General features: G+C 41.9%; 17 protein-coding genes. 4 read left to right on the top strand and 13 right to left on the bottom strand.

The annotated features are described in order from the left end of the window. Window positions 1–376: 376 nt before the first annotated feature. Both H6G05_RS23960 and H6G05_RS23955 read left to right on the top strand, forming a co-directional pair. On the top strand, window positions 377–1,207 hold the full coding sequence (locus tag H6G05_RS23960) for a CHAT domain-containing protein (protein WP_190582330.1): 831 nt from the start codon (window positions 377–379) through the stop codon (window positions 1,205–1,207). Between the two features lie 105 nt (window positions 1,208–1,312). Then, on the top strand, window positions 1,313–2,257 hold the full coding sequence (locus H6G05_RS23955) for a trypsin-like serine peptidase (protein WP_190582328.1): 945 nt from the start codon (window positions 1,313–1,315) through the stop codon (window positions 2,255–2,257). A 32-nt stretch (window positions 2,258–2,289) separates the two neighbouring features. Here the strand turns inward: H6G05_RS23955 and H6G05_RS23950 are convergent, their stop codons facing one another. After that, entirely contained in the window at window positions 2,290–3,507 is a 1,218-nt protein-coding gene (locus tag H6G05_RS23950; RefSeq protein WP_190582326.1) for a M20 metallopeptidase family protein, read from the bottom strand. A gap of 450 nt (window positions 3,508–3,957) precedes the next feature. On the opposite strand from H6G05_RS23950, the gene hisS reads away from it, so the two are divergent. Beyond that, window positions 3,958–5,223, top strand: a complete 1,266-nt coding sequence (gene hisS, locus H6G05_RS23945) for a histidine--tRNA ligase (RefSeq protein ID WP_190582324.1) — start codon at window positions 3,958–3,960, stop codon at window positions 5,221–5,223. A gap of 139 nt (window positions 5,224–5,362) precedes the next feature. On the opposite strand, the gene H6G05_RS23940 is transcribed toward hisS, so the two are convergent. The 12 genes from H6G05_RS23940 to H6G05_RS23885 all read right to left on the bottom strand — a co-directional run bounded on the left by H6G05_RS23940 (window position 5,363) and on the right by H6G05_RS23885 (window position 16,971). Further along, on the bottom strand, window positions 5,363–5,653 hold the full coding sequence (locus H6G05_RS23940) for a type II toxin-antitoxin system RelE/ParE family toxin (RefSeq protein ID WP_190582322.1): 291 nt from the start codon (window positions 5,651–5,653) through the stop codon (window positions 5,363–5,365). Continuing rightward, on the bottom strand, window positions 5,653–5,877 hold the full coding sequence (locus tag H6G05_RS23935; RefSeq protein ID WP_190582320.1) for an addiction module protein: 225 nt from the start codon (window positions 5,875–5,877) through the stop codon (window positions 5,653–5,655). Before H6G05_RS23935 ends, H6G05_RS23940 begins: the two co-directional genes overlap by 1 nt. 478 nt (window positions 5,878–6,355) lie before the next feature. Then, window positions 6,356–6,553 carry a type II toxin-antitoxin system RelE/ParE family toxin gene (locus H6G05_RS25155; RefSeq protein ID WP_199310755.1) on the bottom strand — a complete coding sequence of 66 codons (198 nt, stop codon included), beginning with the start codon at window positions 6,551–6,553 and terminating at the stop codon, window positions 6,356–6,358. Between the two features lie 12 nt (window positions 6,554–6,565). Next, entirely contained in the window at window positions 6,566–6,823 is a 258-nt protein-coding gene (locus H6G05_RS23925) for a ribbon-helix-helix domain-containing protein (RefSeq protein WP_094529909.1), read from the bottom strand. A 156-nt stretch (window positions 6,824–6,979) separates the two neighbouring features. Then, on the bottom strand, window positions 6,980–7,402 hold the full coding sequence (locus H6G05_RS23920) for a putative toxin-antitoxin system toxin component, PIN family (RefSeq protein ID WP_190582318.1): 423 nt from the start codon (window positions 7,400–7,402) through the stop codon (window positions 6,980–6,982). Next, on the bottom strand, window positions 7,395–7,616 hold the full coding sequence (locus tag H6G05_RS23915) for a hypothetical protein (RefSeq protein ID WP_094529907.1): 222 nt from the start codon (window positions 7,614–7,616) through the stop codon (window positions 7,395–7,397). Before H6G05_RS23915 ends, H6G05_RS23920 begins: the two co-directional genes overlap by 8 nt. A gap of 337 nt (window positions 7,617–7,953) precedes the next feature. After that, entirely contained in the window at window positions 7,954–12,048 is a 4,095-nt protein-coding gene (locus H6G05_RS23910) for an NACHT domain-containing protein (RefSeq protein WP_190582317.1), read from the bottom strand. Window positions 12,049–12,200: 152 nt separating this feature from the next. Beyond that, window positions 12,201–12,692 carry a DUF1643 domain-containing protein gene (locus H6G05_RS23905; RefSeq protein WP_190582315.1) on the bottom strand — a complete coding sequence of 164 codons (492 nt, stop codon included), beginning with the start codon at window positions 12,690–12,692 and terminating at the stop codon, window positions 12,201–12,203. A 147-nt stretch (window positions 12,693–12,839) separates the two neighbouring features. Then, the gene (locus H6G05_RS23900) at window positions 12,840–14,072 is read right to left on the bottom strand and encodes an RNA polymerase sigma factor (protein WP_190582313.1); all 1,233 of its coding nucleotides are present in this window, start codon (window positions 14,070–14,072) and stop codon (window positions 12,840–12,842) included. A 6-nt stretch (window positions 14,073–14,078) separates the two neighbouring features. Next, the gene (locus H6G05_RS23895) at window positions 14,079–14,696 is read right to left on the bottom strand and encodes a glutathione S-transferase family protein (protein ID WP_190582312.1); all 618 of its coding nucleotides are present in this window, start codon (window positions 14,694–14,696) and stop codon (window positions 14,079–14,081) included. 31 nt (window positions 14,697–14,727) lie between these two features. Next, a complete protein-coding gene (locus H6G05_RS23890; protein ID WP_190582310.1) occupies window positions 14,728–15,063 on the bottom strand; it encodes a YciI family protein in 336 nt (111 codons plus the stop codon). 354 nt (window positions 15,064–15,417) lie between these two features. After that, window positions 15,418–16,971 carry a site-2 protease family protein gene (locus H6G05_RS23885; protein ID WP_190582308.1) on the bottom strand — a complete coding sequence of 518 codons (1,554 nt, stop codon included), beginning with the start codon at window positions 16,969–16,971 and terminating at the stop codon, window positions 15,418–15,420. Between the two features lie 505 nt (window positions 16,972–17,476). Between H6G05_RS23885 and H6G05_RS23880 the strand changes: the two genes are divergently transcribed. Next, complete coding sequence (locus H6G05_RS23880; protein WP_190582307.1) at window positions 17,477–18,496, top strand: sulfate/molybdate ABC transporter ATP-binding protein; 1,020 nt, start codon at window positions 17,477–17,479, stop codon at window positions 18,494–18,496. Window positions 18,497–18,611 lie beyond the last annotated feature (115 nt).

Here is an 18,611-nt window from a genome sequence, read left to right as displayed (position 1 = left end):
TCCTTGTTAGACTTGGATTCTACTTCGATTAAATCTCATCCTAGATTTCCAGACCTTTGTTCATACGGTGCTATTGCTTACTAATTTTGTCCGAAGTATTGATGGTAAATCAGTACTTAAATCTAAATATTTGCCTAAAATCGCATAAAAAACCATATAATCATTGAATTGATATCATCTCTGTAAATGAAAGCATCAGAAACTAACTTAGGGAAAATAGCAGAACGTACAGCACAGTATCTACGATAACCTTTAAATTTGGGGGTAGGGGCAATCCCCCCGTGGTTGCCCTGCTTCGCTACCAGCAAGAGATTCATCACCTGAGTTCCACGTAATATCAGTTATAACTGGATTACGAGATGTAAGTTCTGATGATGTGAAAATACCTGCTCAAAAATTTTATACATGGTTAATCAAACCCTTTGAGAGTGAGTTAGAACAACTCAAAGTCGATACGATCATCTATGCTCCTGATTCCAAGTTGCACTATATTCCTCTGTCTTCGCTTTATGATGGCAAAAAATGGTTGGCTGAGAAATATCGTACCAACAGTATTACTGCCCAATCACTTACCAAATTTAATCCAAAACCGATCGCTAAGCCACGTATTTTAGCAGGAGCTTTTGGCGGTAAGGGTGATGTTCAGCGATCTGGATTTAATGGATTGCCTGCAACCCTAATAGAAGTCCAAAAAATCACTGATCGCTTTGCTGATACTACAACTTTGATAGAATCTGCTTTCACCAAAAGTGTTACTGAATCTAAAGCAAACTCTTATTCAATTGTCCACTTAGCTACACATGGTCATCTCTCGGTTGGTAAGCCTGAAGAATCATTTATTCTATTTGGCAATGGAGATAAGGCAACAATTAGTGATATTCGCAACTGGACATTAAATAATGTTGACTTGGTGGTTTTGAGTGCTTGCCAATCGGGAATAGGAGCTAAGTTAGGTAGTGGCGTAGAGATTCTCGGTTTGGGATATCAGATGCAAGCAGCAGGAGCGAGGGTGGCGATCGCCTCACTCTGGAAAGTTAATGACATAGGTACACAGGCTCTGATGGCAGCATTTTATAGAGAGTTACAAAAAGGTGATGTCACGGTTACTGAAGCATTACAACGAGCGCAAGTTTCTCTAATTAAATCATCGGAATTTAATCATCCAAATTATTGGTCAGCTTTTTTCGCGATCGGTAATGGGCTATAAGAAAACATCTAAAAATTGTTGCAAATTCTGTAACCGTTATAGGAATGGTTTAACTTTGATTGTAATCTAAATGAAAATCGAACCTTAAAACTTAGAGATAAGGCTATGCAAGTTAAGACATGGAAAGTTTTAATCGGATTTGTGCTTGGGATCGCGATCGCCTCCTTATGTGGGATCATGCTTCAGGCTCCATCGGAGGCGCAAGCACTAGAGGATTTGCTAACTCAAGAAGCGATCGCTCCTATCCAGATTAATCAGTCTCAGCCCCTCAACACAAATCCCAATGGCTTTGTTCCTAGACTACTGCGCCAATCGGAGCAGCCCAGTTCTAATCGTGGCGTAATTGGGGCAGACCAGCGTCAACCAATGATGAGCCGCGATTATCCTTGGTCTACGGTGGGTAAGGTCGTGGGGCTGACTGAGAAAAATGAAAAATATGCTTGCACAGGAACCTTGATTGGAGACTACCATGTGTTAACCAATTCTCACTGTGTTTATGATCGGGGCAAGTTAGCTAAAAAAATGATTTTTTTACCCAACTTGATCAATGGAAGATTAAGAAGAAAGACAGACTATGCCGTGGTAAAAGAAGTTTTTGCAGGAACTAAGAATTCAGAAAATAACTCAGCAGACGATTGGGCGATCTTGCTACTGAACAAGCCTTTGGGTGAGAAATATGGATTTCTGAGATGGAAATCACTTTCTTTATCAGTGTTGCAAGACTATAAAAAGAAACTATTTGTGACAGGCTATTCTGTTGATTATCCTGATCCGAAACGCTATGCGGACTTGCAAGCGGGTAAGGGAGAGACGGCAGGTGTTCATATTGGCTGTAGTGTGATCGATGAATTGGATGGTATGTTTGTGCATGATTGCGACACCAACTCTGGGGCTTCTGGTTCCGCACTGATTGGTAAGATTGATGGTGCTTATCATATTGTCGGACTCCATGCGGCTGGGCTGAAGTCTCGGACAGGTAAAGGGATTGAAAATTATGCAGTACAGATTAGCAGAATTGAGGCGGAAATAAAGAAAAGGACAGGTAATTAGCCCTGTCTGCAAGTGTTAGTGGAGCTTGTAGGCTAACCCAAAAACTTCTCCACACAACGAGCAAAAATCTCTACTCCAGTCGCGAGAACCGTCTCATCGAAATTGAAGCGAGGATGGTGGTGAGGATAGGCTAAACCCTTGTCAGGATTTGCAGAGCCAAGAAAGAAATAGCAACCAGCGACAGCTTCTAAAAAGAAAGAAACATCTTCACCGCCCATCGTTTGGCATTCGGGAACAATGCCTGCGGGAGTTTCGATGACGGTTTCGGCAACAGAGCGAACTAACTCAGCGATCGCATAATCATTGATCACAGGTGGATAGAGCTTGGTGTAGTCCAACTCATAGGAAGCACCATGAGCCGCACAAACACCAGCGATCGCCTCTTCCAAACGTAATGCTAACTTTGCACCAACTTCAGGATTAAAAAACCTCACAGTGCCACTAATCATGGCGGAATCAGCAATAACATTTGTGGCGGAACCTGCATGAAATTCACCGATGCTGATGACGGCGGATTCGAGAGGGCTGACATTGCGGGAGACGATGCTATGAATGGTATTAACAACTTGAGCCGCGACTAAAATCGAATCAATAGTTTGATGGGGAAGTGCACCATGTCCACCCCGTCCAGTAATTTTGCAATAGAAGTATTCCGTTGCCGCCATCAATGCGCCGCTTCTCACTCCGACCGTACCAAGGGGTAGATTATTCCAAATATGTAACCCAATCAACGCATCAACCTTGGGATTTGCGAGTACACCTGCCTCGATCATTGGTTTTGCGCCCCCAGGACCCTCTTCGGCTGGCTGGAAAATGATTTTCACCGTACCACTAAAATCGGCGCGATGTTCCCAGAGATATTTTGCTGTACCCAAGGCGATCGCCGTATGTCCATCATGACCGCAGGCGTGCATCAGCCCGTCAATTTGCGATTTATAACTAATGATATTTTCTTCATGAATCGGTAGCGCATCCATATCGGCACGGATCGCTAAAACCTTGTTGCCGCCTTTCTTAGCTCCCGAAATTGTCGCCACGATACCTGTTTCCGCAATACCTGTTTGATGAGGAATACCCCAAGCCGTCAATTTTTCTGCGATCGCGGTAGATGTGCGCTTTTCTTTAAAACCTAACTCAGGAAAGCGATGAAAGTCTCGCCGCCATTGCACAAGGCTAGGTTGCAGATCGAGGATATCGGCGCGAATCTTGAAATTGGTATGCGTGGGTGAGGCAGTGGTCGCAAAAGTCATGATTTTTTGAGGCTATGATTGCAGAGAGGACTAATTTCAATATAACAACCAACCCTAAAGAAACGTCAGTTCGACGAAAGCGAAAAATGGTAAGAATCGCTAAGCGATTCTTACCATTTTTCGCCATTTGCGTCGTGCGAAGCACAACGCAAATGGCGATATCGAACTCACGTTAAAGAAAGGTGCAATGCTTATTGCTCAAAGCATGATCGCTAAGGGCTTCGCCATGAATGAAAAACTAATGCTCTATAGTCTCAACTATAGCAATGTAAGTTTTGCTTAGGACATCAAACCCAAAAGATGAGTGGCGGCGCGAAGCGCCGCCACTCATCTTTTGGGTTTTGATTTTGTCCGAGCTATCTCTTACATTGCTATAGCATCCTATAAATTTGGTTTTTCCTGACCAAAAATTCTGTATTCTGGATTAACATCACAGACTCTATTTTATCCATGTCTTCACTTCAGGTCACACGCGGCACTCGCGATATCCTTGCTCCCGAAATTTATTACTGGCAGCAGTTAGAGACAACTGCGCGTCAAATCCTTGCCCAAGCCGCCTATACCGAGATTCGCACGCCAATTTTTGAAGCAACTGAGCTATTTGCGCGGGGCATCGGTGAAGCCACAGATATTGTTGGTAAAGAAATGTACACCTTTAGCGATCGCGGCGATCGCTCTTTAACTTTGCGCCCAGAGGGGACGGCGGGAGTAGCGCGATCCTATATCGAAAATAAGTTATTTGCTCAAGGTGGCGTGCAGCGTCTTTGGTACATGGGCGCAATGTTTCGCTATGAACGCCCCCAAGCTGGTCGTCAACGTCAATTTCACCAGTTAGGTGTTGAAGTACTAGGTAGCGCCGATCCGCGTGCTGATGCGGAAGCGATCGCGATCGCCAGTGACTTTTTGCAAGCTGTTGGGTTAACGGATCTTGTGGTGGATCTCAACTCGGTGGGCAGTGCGGAAGATCGAGTTGCCTATCGTCAGGCTCTGGTGGATTATTTCACGCCTTTTGTGGAAGAAATTGATGCCGATTCTCGCGATCGCCTCACGCGCAATCCCTTACGCATTCTCGATAGCAAAGACAAACGCACTCAAGAAATTTCCCAAGAAGCGCCGAGTATTCTCGATTATTTAAGCCCTGAGTCGCAACAGCATTTCGAGAAAGTCCAAAATCTGTTAACGGATTTGAATATCGCCTATCGCATCAATCCACGTCTAGTGCGTGGTTTGGACTACTACACTCGTACTGCCTTTGAAATCCAATCCAATCAACTGGGCGCACAGTCGGCAGTCTGTGGTGGTGGACGCTACGATCGCCTAATTGCAGAACTTGGCGGCGCGGATGTGCCTGCGGTGGGTTGGGCGATCGGCTTAGAGCGTTTGGTCATTCTCATGCAACAGGTTGCTGAACAAAAACAAGCGGCGATCGATTTCTATGTGATTTCGCGAGGCGAACAAGCGGAAGCAAAGTCTCTATCCATTGCTCAAATTCTCCGTAAGGCAGGATTTACAGTGGAACTCGATGTCACTGGTGCGAAGTTTGACAAACAATTCAAACGGGCTAGTAATGCCAATGCTAAAGCCGCCGTTGTCATCGGTGACAGCGAAATCGAAGCTGGTCAAGTCCAAATCAAATGGCTAGAGTCTGGCGAACAGGAAGCGATCGCGATCGCTGATCTCAGTGACAGTTTTGAGTTGCTAAGACAAAAACTATGAATCATAGCAAGTTTTCTATCTCTCATTCGATGATGGCAAGCTATTGACGATTTTAACTGACACAACACTTACTCGCGCGATCGCACTTAACGGGGGCGAGGATGTAGCGCGATCAACTGATCAGTCGTTGGGGTTATATCTAATTTTTATCTGTCCAATAGTGTGGTTTGCGTTGTAAGTGCATAACAGCTAGGATCTGGATGCGATCGCCACAAACTCGGTACACAATGCCATAGGGAAATCCGTCAATATGGCAACGTCTAGCATCTGCGATCATTGGTGTCCAAGCATTCGGAAACTGAGCAATGCGATTGAGGGTTCTTTCAACGGCATCAATAAAGGCTTGGCTAAGTTTACGATTGATGCTGTCATAGTATGAAGTTGCTGCTTCAAGTTCTAGTTGTGCATTAGGATCAAACTCAAGAAACATTAGCGATTCCTTAGTTTTTGCAATACTTGATCGGCTGGGATTAAGGTAACTTTGCCTTGTTCGATCGCTTCTATACGATTAGATATTTCTCTATTCCAAGCTGTTTCAATTTCGGGATTAATTTCATCAAGGCTGTTAAGGAGATGTTCAGCAAGCATGGCGCGGTAAAGAGGAGGCAGGGTTAAGACTGCTCCAAAGATTTCATCATAGGTTGCGTTAGTCATACAGAAACCTCCTTACAAAGCGAGTGAGCATATCTTAGCATTTTTGGTTTAGGTGCGCTCATTCAATGGTGGCAAGCTGTTCACAATTTTAACGGACTCGATACTTACGCAGGCGATCGCACTTAATGAGGTCAAGGATGTAGTGCGATGTAGGCGCTCATGCAACTATCCTTTGCTCTTCTAATCTGGGTTGTAAGAGGTTTAGGGTGTATCTGGCGCGAGTTTTTAGGATAGTGAGATGATCCACTTTCTCTAGAAGGTCATCTAAATCATCAATTTCTCCTTCAGAGAGTGAATTTTTGGTGTTTCTATCGATTAGTTGATCTAGGTGATTTTGATCGGTTAGGGCTAATTTGCAACTTAGCTCCCATTTTCATCAGTAAATTCTTCAAATATGGATTCAAGATCGCGTTTTCCAGATATCACTCGAATGATATCAATACCATCGGTACGAGGATAGTAAAAGACGATGTAATCATCATATTGTGAAACCGCGCAAATTAGCAGCAATCCAAGTGTAGTTTTTGCCCATGTTGGGGAAACTAGCAACGAGCTTACATTTTTGGCGAATAGTATCAAATAGATTACTGGCAGCTTTTGGATTAATCTGTCCAATAAATGTGCAGATATCGTCTAGATCTTTGATGGCTATTTTTGAGAAGGAGTAGCTAGACATAATGAATCTTTTTTATTTTTGACTCATCTGCTCTAGTTTGACCTGTAATTGTTGAAATACTAATTCACCATCAACGACATCGCCTTGTTTGATTTGCTCCGTTCCTTCAGCAATTTTTTTTCTTAGTTCGCTCAACTTTTGTTGTTTGGCTTCATGTTCTTCTAACAGTTGAAATGCAAAAGCTAGGAGAGAGTCAACACTCTGATACTTGCCATCTTGAAGTTTGGCGCGGATAAAGTTTTCCTGTTCTGGCTTTAAGGCAATGTTCATTTTCCCAATCCTGCGAAAGTTGGAATCATTGGCTAGTATAGCGTAACTATAAGTTTGCACTATATCATGGCGATTATATGCGTTCATTCAATGGTGGCAATCTATTGACAATTTTAACGGACTCGACACTTACGCAGACGATCGCACTTAATGAGGTCAAGGATGTAGTGCGATCGCCGTTAAAAAACTAGCGGCTTTAATAATAGAAATATTTTGAAATGGATGTAAATCTAAAAGATCGGCATCGCCTGTAATGATGTAGTTAGCTTCACCGCAGACAGCTAACTCTAAGAACTTGTCATCTTTGGGATCACGACAGGCTCGAATTTGCTGGTTGATTGTGACTCTTTCGACCTGCTGACTTAACTCACTTAAAAATTTAGTACGTCTTTCTAAGGTGATGTATTTTTGGAGTTTGGGGCGACTGATGACATTTTCTATTTCTGATTGAACTTCATCTGACATCAGCAGTATTGCTTGAGATGTGGCATAGTCAAAAACCTGCTGGGGTAATGAATTTACAGACATTAAGCCACTGATCAAGATGTTGGTATCGATTACTAATCTTAGTTTAGTCATCCTTGAGGATTTCCTCTAAGATTTCGGGAGTAAGACCTTTTTGTTGTGCTTCTAAACGAATTTCTTGAACTACCTTTTGTAGTGGGGTTGGTTGGGAAACACATTGTAAAAAGATGCTGACAAGCGTTTGCAATGCCTGACGGTTTTCAGGGGTTGTATTTTGATATGCCTCGGCGATGGGGGCTTCGACTTGAAGGGTGATCGGTTTAAGCATGGTATGTCTATTTCTCCTGTAATGGTGGCAAGCTATTCACGATTTTAACTGACACAACACTTACTCGCACGATCGCACTTAACGAGGTCGAGGATGTAGCGCGATCGCTTGATTGGTCGTTGGGATTGTTGGTAATTCCGCTATGTTTTATGTTTGTCGCGGGTGAGGCAATCGCGTTCCATGATCTATTCTAGGGATGGTTTGCTATTGAATCATAAGGTAGAAATTGCATCGCCTCTTTCCCAATGGAGTCTCCCTTTACTCCTGAGCAAACGCTAGATGAGGATTTTTTGCCTGAAGGTTAGTTATAGTGATTTCCTTAGTAGCGGATCGCTGGTTATTGCTTCCACATCTTGTCAACTAAAGTTGGAAGATTATTCTCATCTATCTTTAAAATGGCTTCAAGTGCGCCTAAAGCTAAAGTTGGTGGATAATCCAGTCGTTTATCTATAAAAAGGGATAATACTTTTCTTAATTTCTCATGATCGAGATTAGCTTCGGGATGGGAGGCTTTGAGGAAACGCTTACTAAGACTCTCTAAAAGCCATGATGATTTCTCCAGACGATTGATATATTGTGGGTTTACCCATAATGAAAATTCTTCTAAACTAGGTTGTAGGTTTAGTAACGCACTACAATATGTTTCATAAGATGTTTCATCGCTATTCAAATAATTAGTAGACTCGTCTATTAGTCTCTCTCGTAAAGAGTCTTGATTGTTTTTGTTTGGTTTTGAACATGATGCAATTATCATTGCTAATCGTAATGCACTAGAACGATTACTACCTAAAATTCTCGCAAGAAGCTGATTCAATCTTTCTGAGAGTTCTTCTTCATGCATTAAGGGCAAGTGAGGTTTAGTATTTTCATTCTTCTCCCAGAAATCAAGCAAAATATCAATATTAAGTTCAGGTATATTTAAACAAAGCCTTAAGATAGACCACATCCATACAGAAGGAAGTGGAGGCAAGTTATTGACTTTTTGTAATAAGTTTTCTGTATCTTCTACTGAGGAAGGCACTATTCTACGTCGATATAGCATTAGTGCATCTAATCCTGTAGCCTTGCTTATACGATCAATACCTTCTTTCTCAAGGATATTTAAAACTATCTGAAGAACTTTATAAAGATCAATTTCAGCTTGAGTGTCAGACAAGAAAGACATACCATAAAATATATCTAGAGGGTGGATAGGTATTTTAAGAATATCGACCAATGGTGTATCAATAAGTTCGGCAAACTCTTTTTCTGTAATTATATTTCCCTCAACTAGTAGACTCCAATGATCTGGATGGAAGAAAAGACATATCCCTAAGCCATGAGATTTATTAAAATCTATAATTTTGGAAATCCACTTAGGATCATCGTTAGAGATATCAATAATTTTTTGTTTAAAGACTTTCCATACTTCAATCGAGGAAAAATCTGAGGCTGCTGGACCTAAAACATATTCAGATTTCCATGTGTAGCTAATGTCGTCTGCAATTTGTTTTTCCAAGATTCTAGCTTCATTGTCTAAATCCAAATTTGTTGGGTCTTGTATTGCTTGTGAAAGAATATTTAAATATCTCGCATGTAAACCATCAATCTCATCTAACTTTTTACTCCATACTGTTAAAGCTCTAGAGTCTTTAAGCTTGTCAAGCCCACGACACAAATAAGGTAGAATTCTTAACTTTAATCTATCCCTTAAAATAGAAAACTCTACTTCGGGAAAAATATTTTTCTCTAAAGATTGACTTAACAAAGGAAAACGAGAATTATTCCACCACCATCGATTACCTATAGATAATAATAATTCGCATTTTTTTGTATCAGTTTGGCAAGACACTAAATTGTGAAACTGATTTTGTCTATCATAAGGTTGCTTTCTGAGTTCTCTATAGAAGTTATTGTCAAATGCAATTTTTACTTTAGAAGTATTACAAACGGACAAGTCTATCTTCAAATCATTTTGAAAAGATGAAAGTAAGGCAGTAGCTTGTGTATTGTCCACTAATAAAAGGTTTTGAATCTTCTTGCAAAACTCCTCGTAATATTGTGAAAGAGGATCTGACAATTGAGCTAAGAGCCAAATTTCTACAGCTAGCGTCGCTTTATCCTCTAAAGATAAATTTCCAAATATTCTCCAAAACACTTGAAAAACATCAATATAAGGAATAAATCTTAGTATACTTATAGCTGTTTCTTGATCTAAGTATGTCCATCTAGTTTCCAAACTAAAAATAATGTTGAGTGTGCGCTCAAAATCATTTTTTCGATACTGCGTAAATTCAGGCAAGACATTAAGAATTGCCCGATAAGTTCTAGTTTTTCTAATAATGGCTTCAACAGACTCCTCTTCATCTCCTTGCTCAGGGATGCATGTAACCCAACGTATTTGTTGATTGGTATTTGCTTGAGCAACGTAGAACTGAAGTACATAAGACCAATAAGCTCCACGACGAACCAATGTATCAAAAACAAGTTCTGGAACTGCATCAGGATGGTTTGACAAATAAACAGCCGCAAAATACTCTCGATATTGTTGTACAACAAAGTCTACATCTGTTTGATCTTCACCTTTGCCAACTAAAAGACAGAGACGATCTGTAGCCGCCTCAATAATTTCGTTCGCTATATCCTTAAATGTCTTATTTCCAAGTTTAGAAGCCGAATAATCTTCTAAAACATGTAAGACATAACCTCGAAAAGTTTCTCGATCAAGCGATTCGATTTTCTCCTTTTCCATCTTGCAATGAAGTTCATAGCCAACTCTTTCATGAAGTCTAAGTAACTCAGTCTCACGCTCACGAACAATTGGAGATTTCTCTTTTTCTCTATCAAAAATAACTTCAACATACTTTTTATACAATGAATTTCGCTGATGCGGAATTTCAATCTTTCGCCTGACAATAGTAAGGATTACAGTTGCTTGTAGTAATGATCGAGCTAATCGTTGAACTGCTTCAGACATCATGCCTCGATTAATTCGCTCTTTTGCTTCATTTCTCTCGTCTACATCACGAATCCTATTATTTATCCAATATTCACAATATTCATCAAAATCTGTTCTTTCAAGTTCATTAAGCTCCCATGTAATTGGCTCAAATCCGTCAAATTCACTGGAATATCCTTTTGGACGACTTGATAAAATTACTTGAATATCTCCATCCTCGGATTTGATGCGCCTTAAAAAGACTGTCAGGTTCTCTATGATTTTTCGACGTGTTTCTGAGTTTGGAACTTCATCTAAACCATCAAGGATTAGGAGGATAGGATTTGTAGCTGCTAGTTCAAATATGTCTTCCATTTCAAGTGTTGATGAAGAATTTGGATTAATTAATCCATCAACAATGTAGCGAGCTAGTTCATATCTATCGTTTTCCTGATCGCTTATCCACTTAGCATAACGACGAAGTTCAATTCGGAATGGAAATCTCGGACGGCAATAAGCATCTAAATCTTTAGTAGTTATGACTTCAGGCAGCTTAAGACGCTGAATTAGACGCTGGCACAAATCAGCGTTAACAATTCTAGCTGCTTGATAAAGGCTCAAAAATTGGGTTAGCGTACTCTTTCCTAGTCCAGGTCCGCCTAAAAGCAATGTATAAGCATGATCTCCCAAAAACAATGCAAATGAGGCACGTACTTTAGTTAAATCTTCTGGTAACAGAGCTAGATTAGCATTAGGTTTGGACTTGTTTTCTCTAGTGAGACATTTAATAAAAGATTTCTCTTTATCTCGAATTTTTAAAGTTAGATCGATAAAGACATCAGCTAATGAAAGATTTGGATCGTCTCCTGCTTCTTCTGCACGAGCAGATTTTTCTCTTTCTATAACAAACTCTAAATAAGCTCTAAATGCACTTTGCTTACGATTTAATCTAGAACTTACTTCACTGAACAAAGCCTTGAGAGTGTCGCCAACAAGAATAGTATCTAGATAAGCTGTCCGAACATCCTCATTAGCGTCTAGCATTCTTGAAAGATCAGCAGCATCCCATACATAGATTTCTGGAATAGTCTTCTTCCATTTGCCTGCTATTGCTGTTACTTTGTCACGAGTACCAACATTTCTTACACCAGTAAAGGGAACGTTAGTAATCATTACATAAGCGTGGCAAGGCACTTTATGTATATTAATAATCTTATCTAGTTCTTTCTCTAGATCGTCAATAACTGCATCACGAGCGATTGACCAACCACGTTGATCGATGTCGTGATACTTGACCTGAAAAACCCATTCTTTTACAACATCTTCCTGTTGATTAATTGGACGAGAGTAGTCTGGATGTGTATTTGGTTGTGACCATGTAGCTTCACGTCCTCCATCTTTACCTGCACCAAACTGGACTAAATTGCCACCAATACGATATGTCTGCTCTAAAAGTGCTTGAGCCATAGATTCAAATACAAATGGCTGCATTCGGTCAAATGAGTATTTAGACATATATGACAATCTGTAAGAAGAAACCTAAATTTTTCGCCGAAATTGTGCAGTAAAATCAGCTTTTTATAATTGTACACTCTATTTTTCTTAGTCTAATAGCTTTTGATAGTTTGCTTGATTAGTCGCATACTTTCGCGATATGTGCCGAATCTTTACCAACTTAACAAACCTGCATATACACTAAGATGATTGCTAAACAAAACATATAGTGGATGACACGGATAACCTGACTTTGTGATTCCTAAACAGTGAGGTTGAATATTATGTTTAGATAGCAACTCTAAAACAAAGCGATCGCGTTGCATTAACTTCCCGTTATTTCCCCAAGCAACAACAACCCTATCGGCTGACTTAATCGCCTTTTTTAAATAGCGATCGTTCTGTTTTCCAATAGGATTATCCACCTTTTTAAGCTCTAAAGGACTTGCCGTTCTAAAAGCAAATAGATTAACGACAATCAGCGAACCAAACCCCCAAGAATTTGCAAAATTGATACATCGCCGCAGCGTTGGGTCATCAATACTTGCATCCGCCTTACTCGGATTAAGCATAATAAACACAATTTTTGACTTGTCTATATCCCATTCTCGCCATAGCGAATAACGGTAGAGTCCCGTTTTATCGATGACAGCACCCTTTTTCATGAATTCCCGACTCAACAAATTTCCTTAAACTTAGCTAGTTTCTAGTCTCAGTTTTCCTTGCAACTATTTTTCTATAATCTCACTAAACATCCGCACAAACAATAGGACAATCTATAACCAGCTATGATGGTCGAGCGCAGCCGAAACCTAATCCTCCAACGGAAGAGACTGTTTAAGCAGAAATTCACGAATAGCAGAATCTTCAGTAAGCCCGATCGCTCTAGCATAGGCTTGCTTTGCCTCTGACTTAGCCCCCAACTGCTTGAATAGGTGTGCTTTTAGCGCCCAGTAAGGTTGATAATTTTTCACAGACTCCAAAGGAATTGCATTGAGGTGCATTAAACCCTCTTCTATTCCCTGCGCTTCAGCGATCGCCGCCGCATGACTTACTAAAGCCCCCAAAGTCGGCGAAATCTGAATCAATCCCGCGTACAGCAACGCTAATGCTTGCCAATTGACTTTCTGGGCGATCGCTCTTTGAGCATGAATCGATTGAATCGCCGCTTCCAGTTGAAACCTTCCCAATTGTTTCAAAGTTGCCGCCTGTGCGAGTTCCTTCTCTGCTTCCGCGATCGCCATCTGCGACCACAAACTCGTATCCTGCTGCAATAGTGGCACATAGCAACCATCACTAGTCCGACGAGCATCCCGCCGAGATTCACAATAGAGCATAAGCGCAAGTAATCCTCTTGCTTCTGGTTCTGTAGGCATTAACTGAACACAGAGCCGCGCTAACCAGATCGCCTCTTCTGCTAATCCGCGATGACGTGGATCGCTACCATCTACAGTTTCCCAAGCATTAGTATAAGCAGCATATATCGCTTCTAATACAGCAGCTAATCGAATTGGTAAATCCTTCTCTTCTGGCAACTCAAAGGCAATACCTGCATCGCGAATTTTTGTTTTTGCTCTCACTAGTCGCTGACTCATTGTCGCAGGAGCAACTAGAAATGCTGAAGCAATCTGCGCGGCATTTAGACCCAGAACCGTTTGCAGCATTAAGGGAGTGTGAATTGTGGAATCGATCGCAGGGTGGGCGCAAATAAATAATAATTTCAAGCGATCGTCGGGAAATGTGACTGATTCTAAAGACGGCTCAGAGGCAAATTCTAGTTCATTGAATTTGAAAGTATTAAGAACCTTGTCATGAACTTGCGAACGTCGTCCCGCATCAATCAAGCGGTTTCGCGCCGTTACCAATAACCAAGCTTCAGGATTTTTGGGAACACCGCTTTCTGTCCAAGTTTTTAAAGCCGAGAGGAAAGCATCGCCGAGGGCATCTTCGGCAGCGACAACATCCCTTGTTTGGGCGGCTAAATAGGCGACTAGCCTACCATAGGAGTTGCGTGCAGCTAATTCTGCGGCTCGACGTGCTTCCATCTGTGATTAACCTCGTGGTGCAGTTTGTTGCCAAGCGGGTAATTGCTCAATCCGCGCATACCAAGCCTGAATGTGCTGATAGTTCTCTAAGGGAAATCGTGCAGGTATGGCATAGGTGAGGTCACTCGCCACGGAGAAATCAGCCAAGGTTAAGGTGTTACTGACTAGGTATTCGCGATTTGCAAGATGATTATTCAAGACGCTTGCTTCTTTATGAAAGCGATCAGTTGCCTGCTGCACTACTTGCAGATCAGGTTCGCCTAATTGCAAGAGTGACTTCACAAAGTTCTCAAACTGCAAGGGCTGACAGACTGGATACCAATGGGCAAGTTGCCAACTTTGCCAGCGCATAATATCCGCCCGAATTTGAGGATCTTCGCTCCAGAGAGAATTAGGAACTTGACTAGCCAAGTATTGCATGATGGCTGTAGATTCCCAAAGGATAAAGTCATCATCTCGGAGAACTGGTGTCCGCCCTGTGGGATTTAACTGGACAAATTCGGGATGATGTTGTTCGCCTTTCTGTAAATCTACCAATCGCAGATCAATGGGAAGTTGCAGATGAATGGCTACAGCATGAACTTTACGGGTATTGGGAGAAGGTGGAAAGTAATAGAGCTTCATGGGATTGTTTTCTCGCTAAACTTTGATGTTTCTAGTTCATGGGCAAGAGAGGACGGACTTCGACCGCGCAATTACTTGCGGCTGGACAACGGGCTGCCCAATCCATGGCGGTATCCAAATCGGGAACGTCAATAATAAACATCCCACCTAGTTGCTCTTTGGTGTCGGCATAGGGCCCATCTTGAACGTTACGCTGTCCATTTTGAAGACGAATGGTGGTGGCTGTATGACTGGGATGAAGTGCTGCGCCACCTGCGGCTACTCCTGCTTCAGCTAGGGCTTGGGAGTAAGCGCTATAGGCTGGCATAGTTTGAGGGCGATCGCGAATGTCTTGCTCGGTTTCATAGACCAGAATTGCGTATTTCATCGGTGTCTATCCGTTTTGAGGTTGATTAAAGCATAGATTTTTTATGCTTTATATCTCTATGACGAGCGAAGCTTGACGATTTCGACAGGAATTTAAAAATTTATTTTGAAGTTGATCGCAATTTTACTTAAAAAACTGACGTTACGTGGAACCCTCATCCCCCATCCCCTTCTCCCGCAGGAGAAGGGGAGCAAAACCATAATTTTCTTGTTCCCCTCTCCCGCGGGAGAGGGGCTAGGGGTGAGGGCTTTACAATCTTCCACGTAACACCCAAAAGATAAGTGGTGGCGCGAAATGCCACCACTTATCTTTTGGGTGTTATATGCAAATAAAAAATAGCTACGCTATTTTTTATTATGGTAAAAGCCCTCCACCACTACCAATACCTAGCCGTTCGGCAACACCAGAAGTCAGTGGAAGTAAAGTAATCAACATCCAAAACAGAGCCACCACACCCAATGCTTCGCGATCGCCATCGAGTTCTGAAAGTTCATTTAGCATTGGACGTTCTAGATCTCGTAATAGAATCAAGATAATCCCGCCCCAATAGAGCGCAAGGGGATTAATCACTGTGGCAATCACTAGGAAAATCAAGGTTAATACCGTTGTCCAGCTTGCCGTGCGTCGTCCATAGATTGATTGCACGATCCGACCACCATCTAACTGACCAGCGGGCATCAAATTTAGAGCCGTGATGACTGAGCCGAGCCAACCCAGAATTACTAAGGGATGAATCGAAACGAAGTTAGTATGTAATGCATCACTAAGGAATAGTTTCGCTAAGGTTCCAGCTAGTACTGAAGCTTGGAAAATTTGACTGGGAATTTCAATCCCACCCATCCCGATCGCCGATAGATATAAACCCACAAGCAACAAGCCCAAAGATAGTAATCCACTAGCAAGGGCTGGGGCGATCGCAATATCAAATAGGGCGAAACGATTGGGTAACGGCGAAGAAATGCGACTGAACGCACCGAAAGAGCCTAACTGTGACGAAGGCAGGAGAAAAGGTAAACTCATCGTTACCTTATATTTCTTTGCCATCATCCGCATTGCCAACTCACGCACGCCTAAAATCACGCCAATCCCAATGGCAAAGGGTAAACCTACTAAATATTCTTGAGGTGCTTGGATCACAGGAATACCCGCAACTAACGCGCCCAAATTCAATGCTGTATAGCCATTTGCCACAATCAACACGGCAATTAGTACTCTTTGAGGAATCGTATTGTTATCAATGGCACTAACGCGACTAGGTAGCACAATCACTACGGGCTTGCGATCTTGACCTTCCACTAAAAACAAATTGTATTTATCACCAAGGCGATCGCTGAGGGACTTGGTGAGGCGATCATGCACAACATCAGGCTCACCACGCAAATTCCCTTTAAAAATCGCTCCTTCTTGATAGGGAATCGTCTCTGTAACATAGTAGGTTTCAATCCCAAAGATCCCTTGGATCAGCTTCATGTCTTCCGCAGGAAGAGCCTTAAACAGTTTTAGCTGTGTTTTGCCCTGAGACATAGCCACAGCAATGGGAGAATTAATCGGTGGCTTATTGGTTGATTTATCAGGAGAAGTAGGGCGATCGCCATTAGCTTCAAGATCTTGCTTAAGTTTCTGCTCGATTACTGATTTTTCCTCAGCGACGGCTTTACGTAATTGATTGCTAATGGCTACATAAGCGATCGTGGAACCAAGCAATAGGAATAATAGCGTTGTAAAATTTATAAAAATACCCGACACAAACAAGCCAAAGTAAACTAACCAAGGCGACATGAGCGCTACGAACTGTAGCCAAGACAGTAACCCAAGCTTGCCAAACTTGCGGGAACGAAAATATCCCCAACCCAGTAAAGCAAGGGTGAGTATAAATACAGAGATCGGAAGAAGTGGAGTTGATATCATAAAAATAAATTACAGGAAATCTTAGGAACTCTTGACTACAAGCCACAATTCCCTACAATTCCCGACTAGTTTGGCATTGTTCTGTGTATCCACTGTAGCGACAAACCGTAAGCTAGTGCTTAGAATCAGAAAGTTTTTAAAATAACTCACGTAGCGAAATTTTAAAAACTTTCTGGGTTTGCGGTCAGCGCGAAGTATTGTAATATGTGATTATATTAAATCAACGGTAAACACATAGGCTAACTGTGGATTTATAGCGTTTATCAAGCAAGCGAGTTACATAGGTTTGTTTCCCCGCCGAAGGCGGGGAAACAAACCCGTACTTCACTAGACTGATAAGCGCTATATAAAAGTTGTTGATTTAATTTGTAATACCAAAACATAAAACAGCATAGCTATTTTATGTTTCCTAAACCCTTACGGGGTTTGGCTTTTATAACAATTTACAAATTGGTATAAAAGCGATCGCGTCAGACATGTCAAGACAATTTGAGGTAAGTGCAACGTGGGCATTGTTGTAGAAAACGTAGTTAAGCAATTTGGTGATTTTTTAGCCCTAGACAATATCAATCTTGAGGTCAAAACTGGCTCTCTGGTAGCATTATTAGGACCCTCTGGCTCTGGTAAGTCCACTTTATTAAGATTGATTGCTGGTTTAGAAACCCCCGATCGCGGCAAGATTTTTCTGACTGGTAAGGATGCCACTGATCAAGATGTACGCGATCGCAACATTGGCTTTGTGTTTCAGCATTATGCCCTGTTCAAGCATATGAATATCCGCCGCAATATTGGCTTTGGACTAGAAATACGCAAAGAATCAAAAGCGAAAATTGCCGAACGTGTCGAAGAATTACTAGAACTAATCCAACTCAAAGGCTTAGGTAATCGCTATCCTTCCCAACTATCGGGTGGACAGCGCCAACGTGTCGCCCTTGCCCGCGCCCTTGCTGTCCAGCCCAGCGTACTGCTCCTTGATGAACCCTTTGGAGCGCTCGATGCTAAAGTCCGCAAAGAGTTACGGGCTTGGTTGCGCCGACTTCATGATGAAGTACATGTCACCAGCGTATTTGTCACCCATGACCAAGAAGAAGCGATGGAAGTCGCTGACGAAATTGTGGTGATGAATAAAGGTAAAATCGAGCAAATTGGTACGCCTGCGGAAGTTTACGATAATCCAGCCACTCCCTTTGTGATGAGCTTTATTGGTCCTGTGAATGTACTTCCTGCCAATCGCGATCGCAAGAGTGAGTTTCATGAAATTCATCAGCACGATAGCGATGTTTACATTCGTCCCCGCGATATTCATATCGAACTTGAACCAACCAGCACTTCTATATCCGCCAGAATCACCCGATTGATTCATCTTGGTTGGGAAGTTCAGGCTGAATTAATGCTAGGCGATGGACAGGTTTTAACTGCTCACCTGACTCGTGAACGCTACGATGTATTGAAGTTGCAACCCCAGCAATATGTCCACATCGAGCCTAAGGATGCCAAGTCATTTCCACTCGATTATTCAATTTAGATTAGATGCTAGTTATACCAAAACACAAAGAAGAGGCAACAGATGATATAAGAGAAAAAGGAGAAAGAGGATAAAAAAATGGCAGGGGTATATAGATTAGAAATAAGTGAAAGCG

It is taken from the genome of Phormidium tenue FACHB-1050, assembly GCF_014696925.1.
In the GTDB taxonomy this organism is placed as follows: Bacteria; Cyanobacteriota; Cyanobacteriia; order Pseudanabaenales; family Pseudanabaenaceae; genus Pseudanabaena.
This window is presented reverse-complemented; position numbering and strand designations above follow the sequence as displayed.

Bases quoted from the DNA above. Each gene is read 5' to 3' on its own strand.
- H6G05_RS23955 (WP_190582328.1), top strand. From the start codon at position 1,313: ATGCAAGTTAAGACATGGAAAGTTTTAATCGGATTTGTGCTTGGGATC.
- H6G05_RS23950 (WP_190582326.1), bottom strand. From the start codon at position 3,507: ATGACTTTTGCGACCACTGCCTCACCCACGCATACCAATTTCAAGATT.
- hisS (WP_190582324.1), top strand. From the start codon at position 3,958: ATGTCTTCACTTCAGGTCACACGCGGCACTCGCGATATCCTTGCTCCC.
- H6G05_RS23940 (WP_190582322.1), bottom strand. From the start codon at position 5,653: ATGTTTCTTGAGTTTGATCCTAATGCACAACTAGAACTTGAAGCAGCA.
- H6G05_RS23935 (WP_190582320.1), bottom strand. From the start codon at position 5,877: ATGACTAACGCAACCTATGATGAAATCTTTGGAGCAGTCTTAACCCTG.
- H6G05_RS25155 (WP_199310755.1), bottom strand. From the start codon at position 6,553: ATGTCTAGCTACTCCTTCTCAAAAATAGCCATCAAAGATCTAGACGAT.
- H6G05_RS23925 (WP_094529909.1), bottom strand. From the start codon at position 6,823: ATGAACATTGCCTTAAAGCCAGAACAGGAAAACTTTATCCGCGCCAAA.
- H6G05_RS23920 (WP_190582318.1), bottom strand. From the start codon at position 7,402: ATGACTAAACTAAGATTAGTAATCGATACCAACATCTTGATCAGTGGC.
- H6G05_RS23915 (WP_094529907.1), bottom strand. From the start codon at position 7,616: ATGCTTAAACCGATCACCCTTCAAGTCGAAGCCCCCATCGCCGAGGCA.
- H6G05_RS23910 (WP_190582317.1), bottom strand. From the start codon at position 12,048: ATGTCTAAATACTCATTTGACCGAATGCAGCCATTTGTATTTGAATCT.
- H6G05_RS23905 (WP_190582315.1), bottom strand. From the start codon at position 12,692: ATGAAAAAGGGTGCTGTCATCGATAAAACGGGACTCTACCGTTATTCG.
- H6G05_RS23900 (WP_190582313.1), bottom strand. From the start codon at position 14,072: ATGGAAGCACGTCGAGCCGCAGAATTAGCTGCACGCAACTCCTATGGT.
- H6G05_RS23895 (WP_190582312.1), bottom strand. From the start codon at position 14,696: ATGAAGCTCTATTACTTTCCACCTTCTCCCAATACCCGTAAAGTTCAT.
- H6G05_RS23890 (WP_190582310.1), bottom strand. From the start codon at position 15,063: ATGAAATACGCAATTCTGGTCTATGAAACCGAGCAAGACATTCGCGAT.
- H6G05_RS23885 (WP_190582308.1), bottom strand. From the start codon at position 16,971: ATGATATCAACTCCACTTCTTCCGATCTCTGTATTTATACTCACCCTT.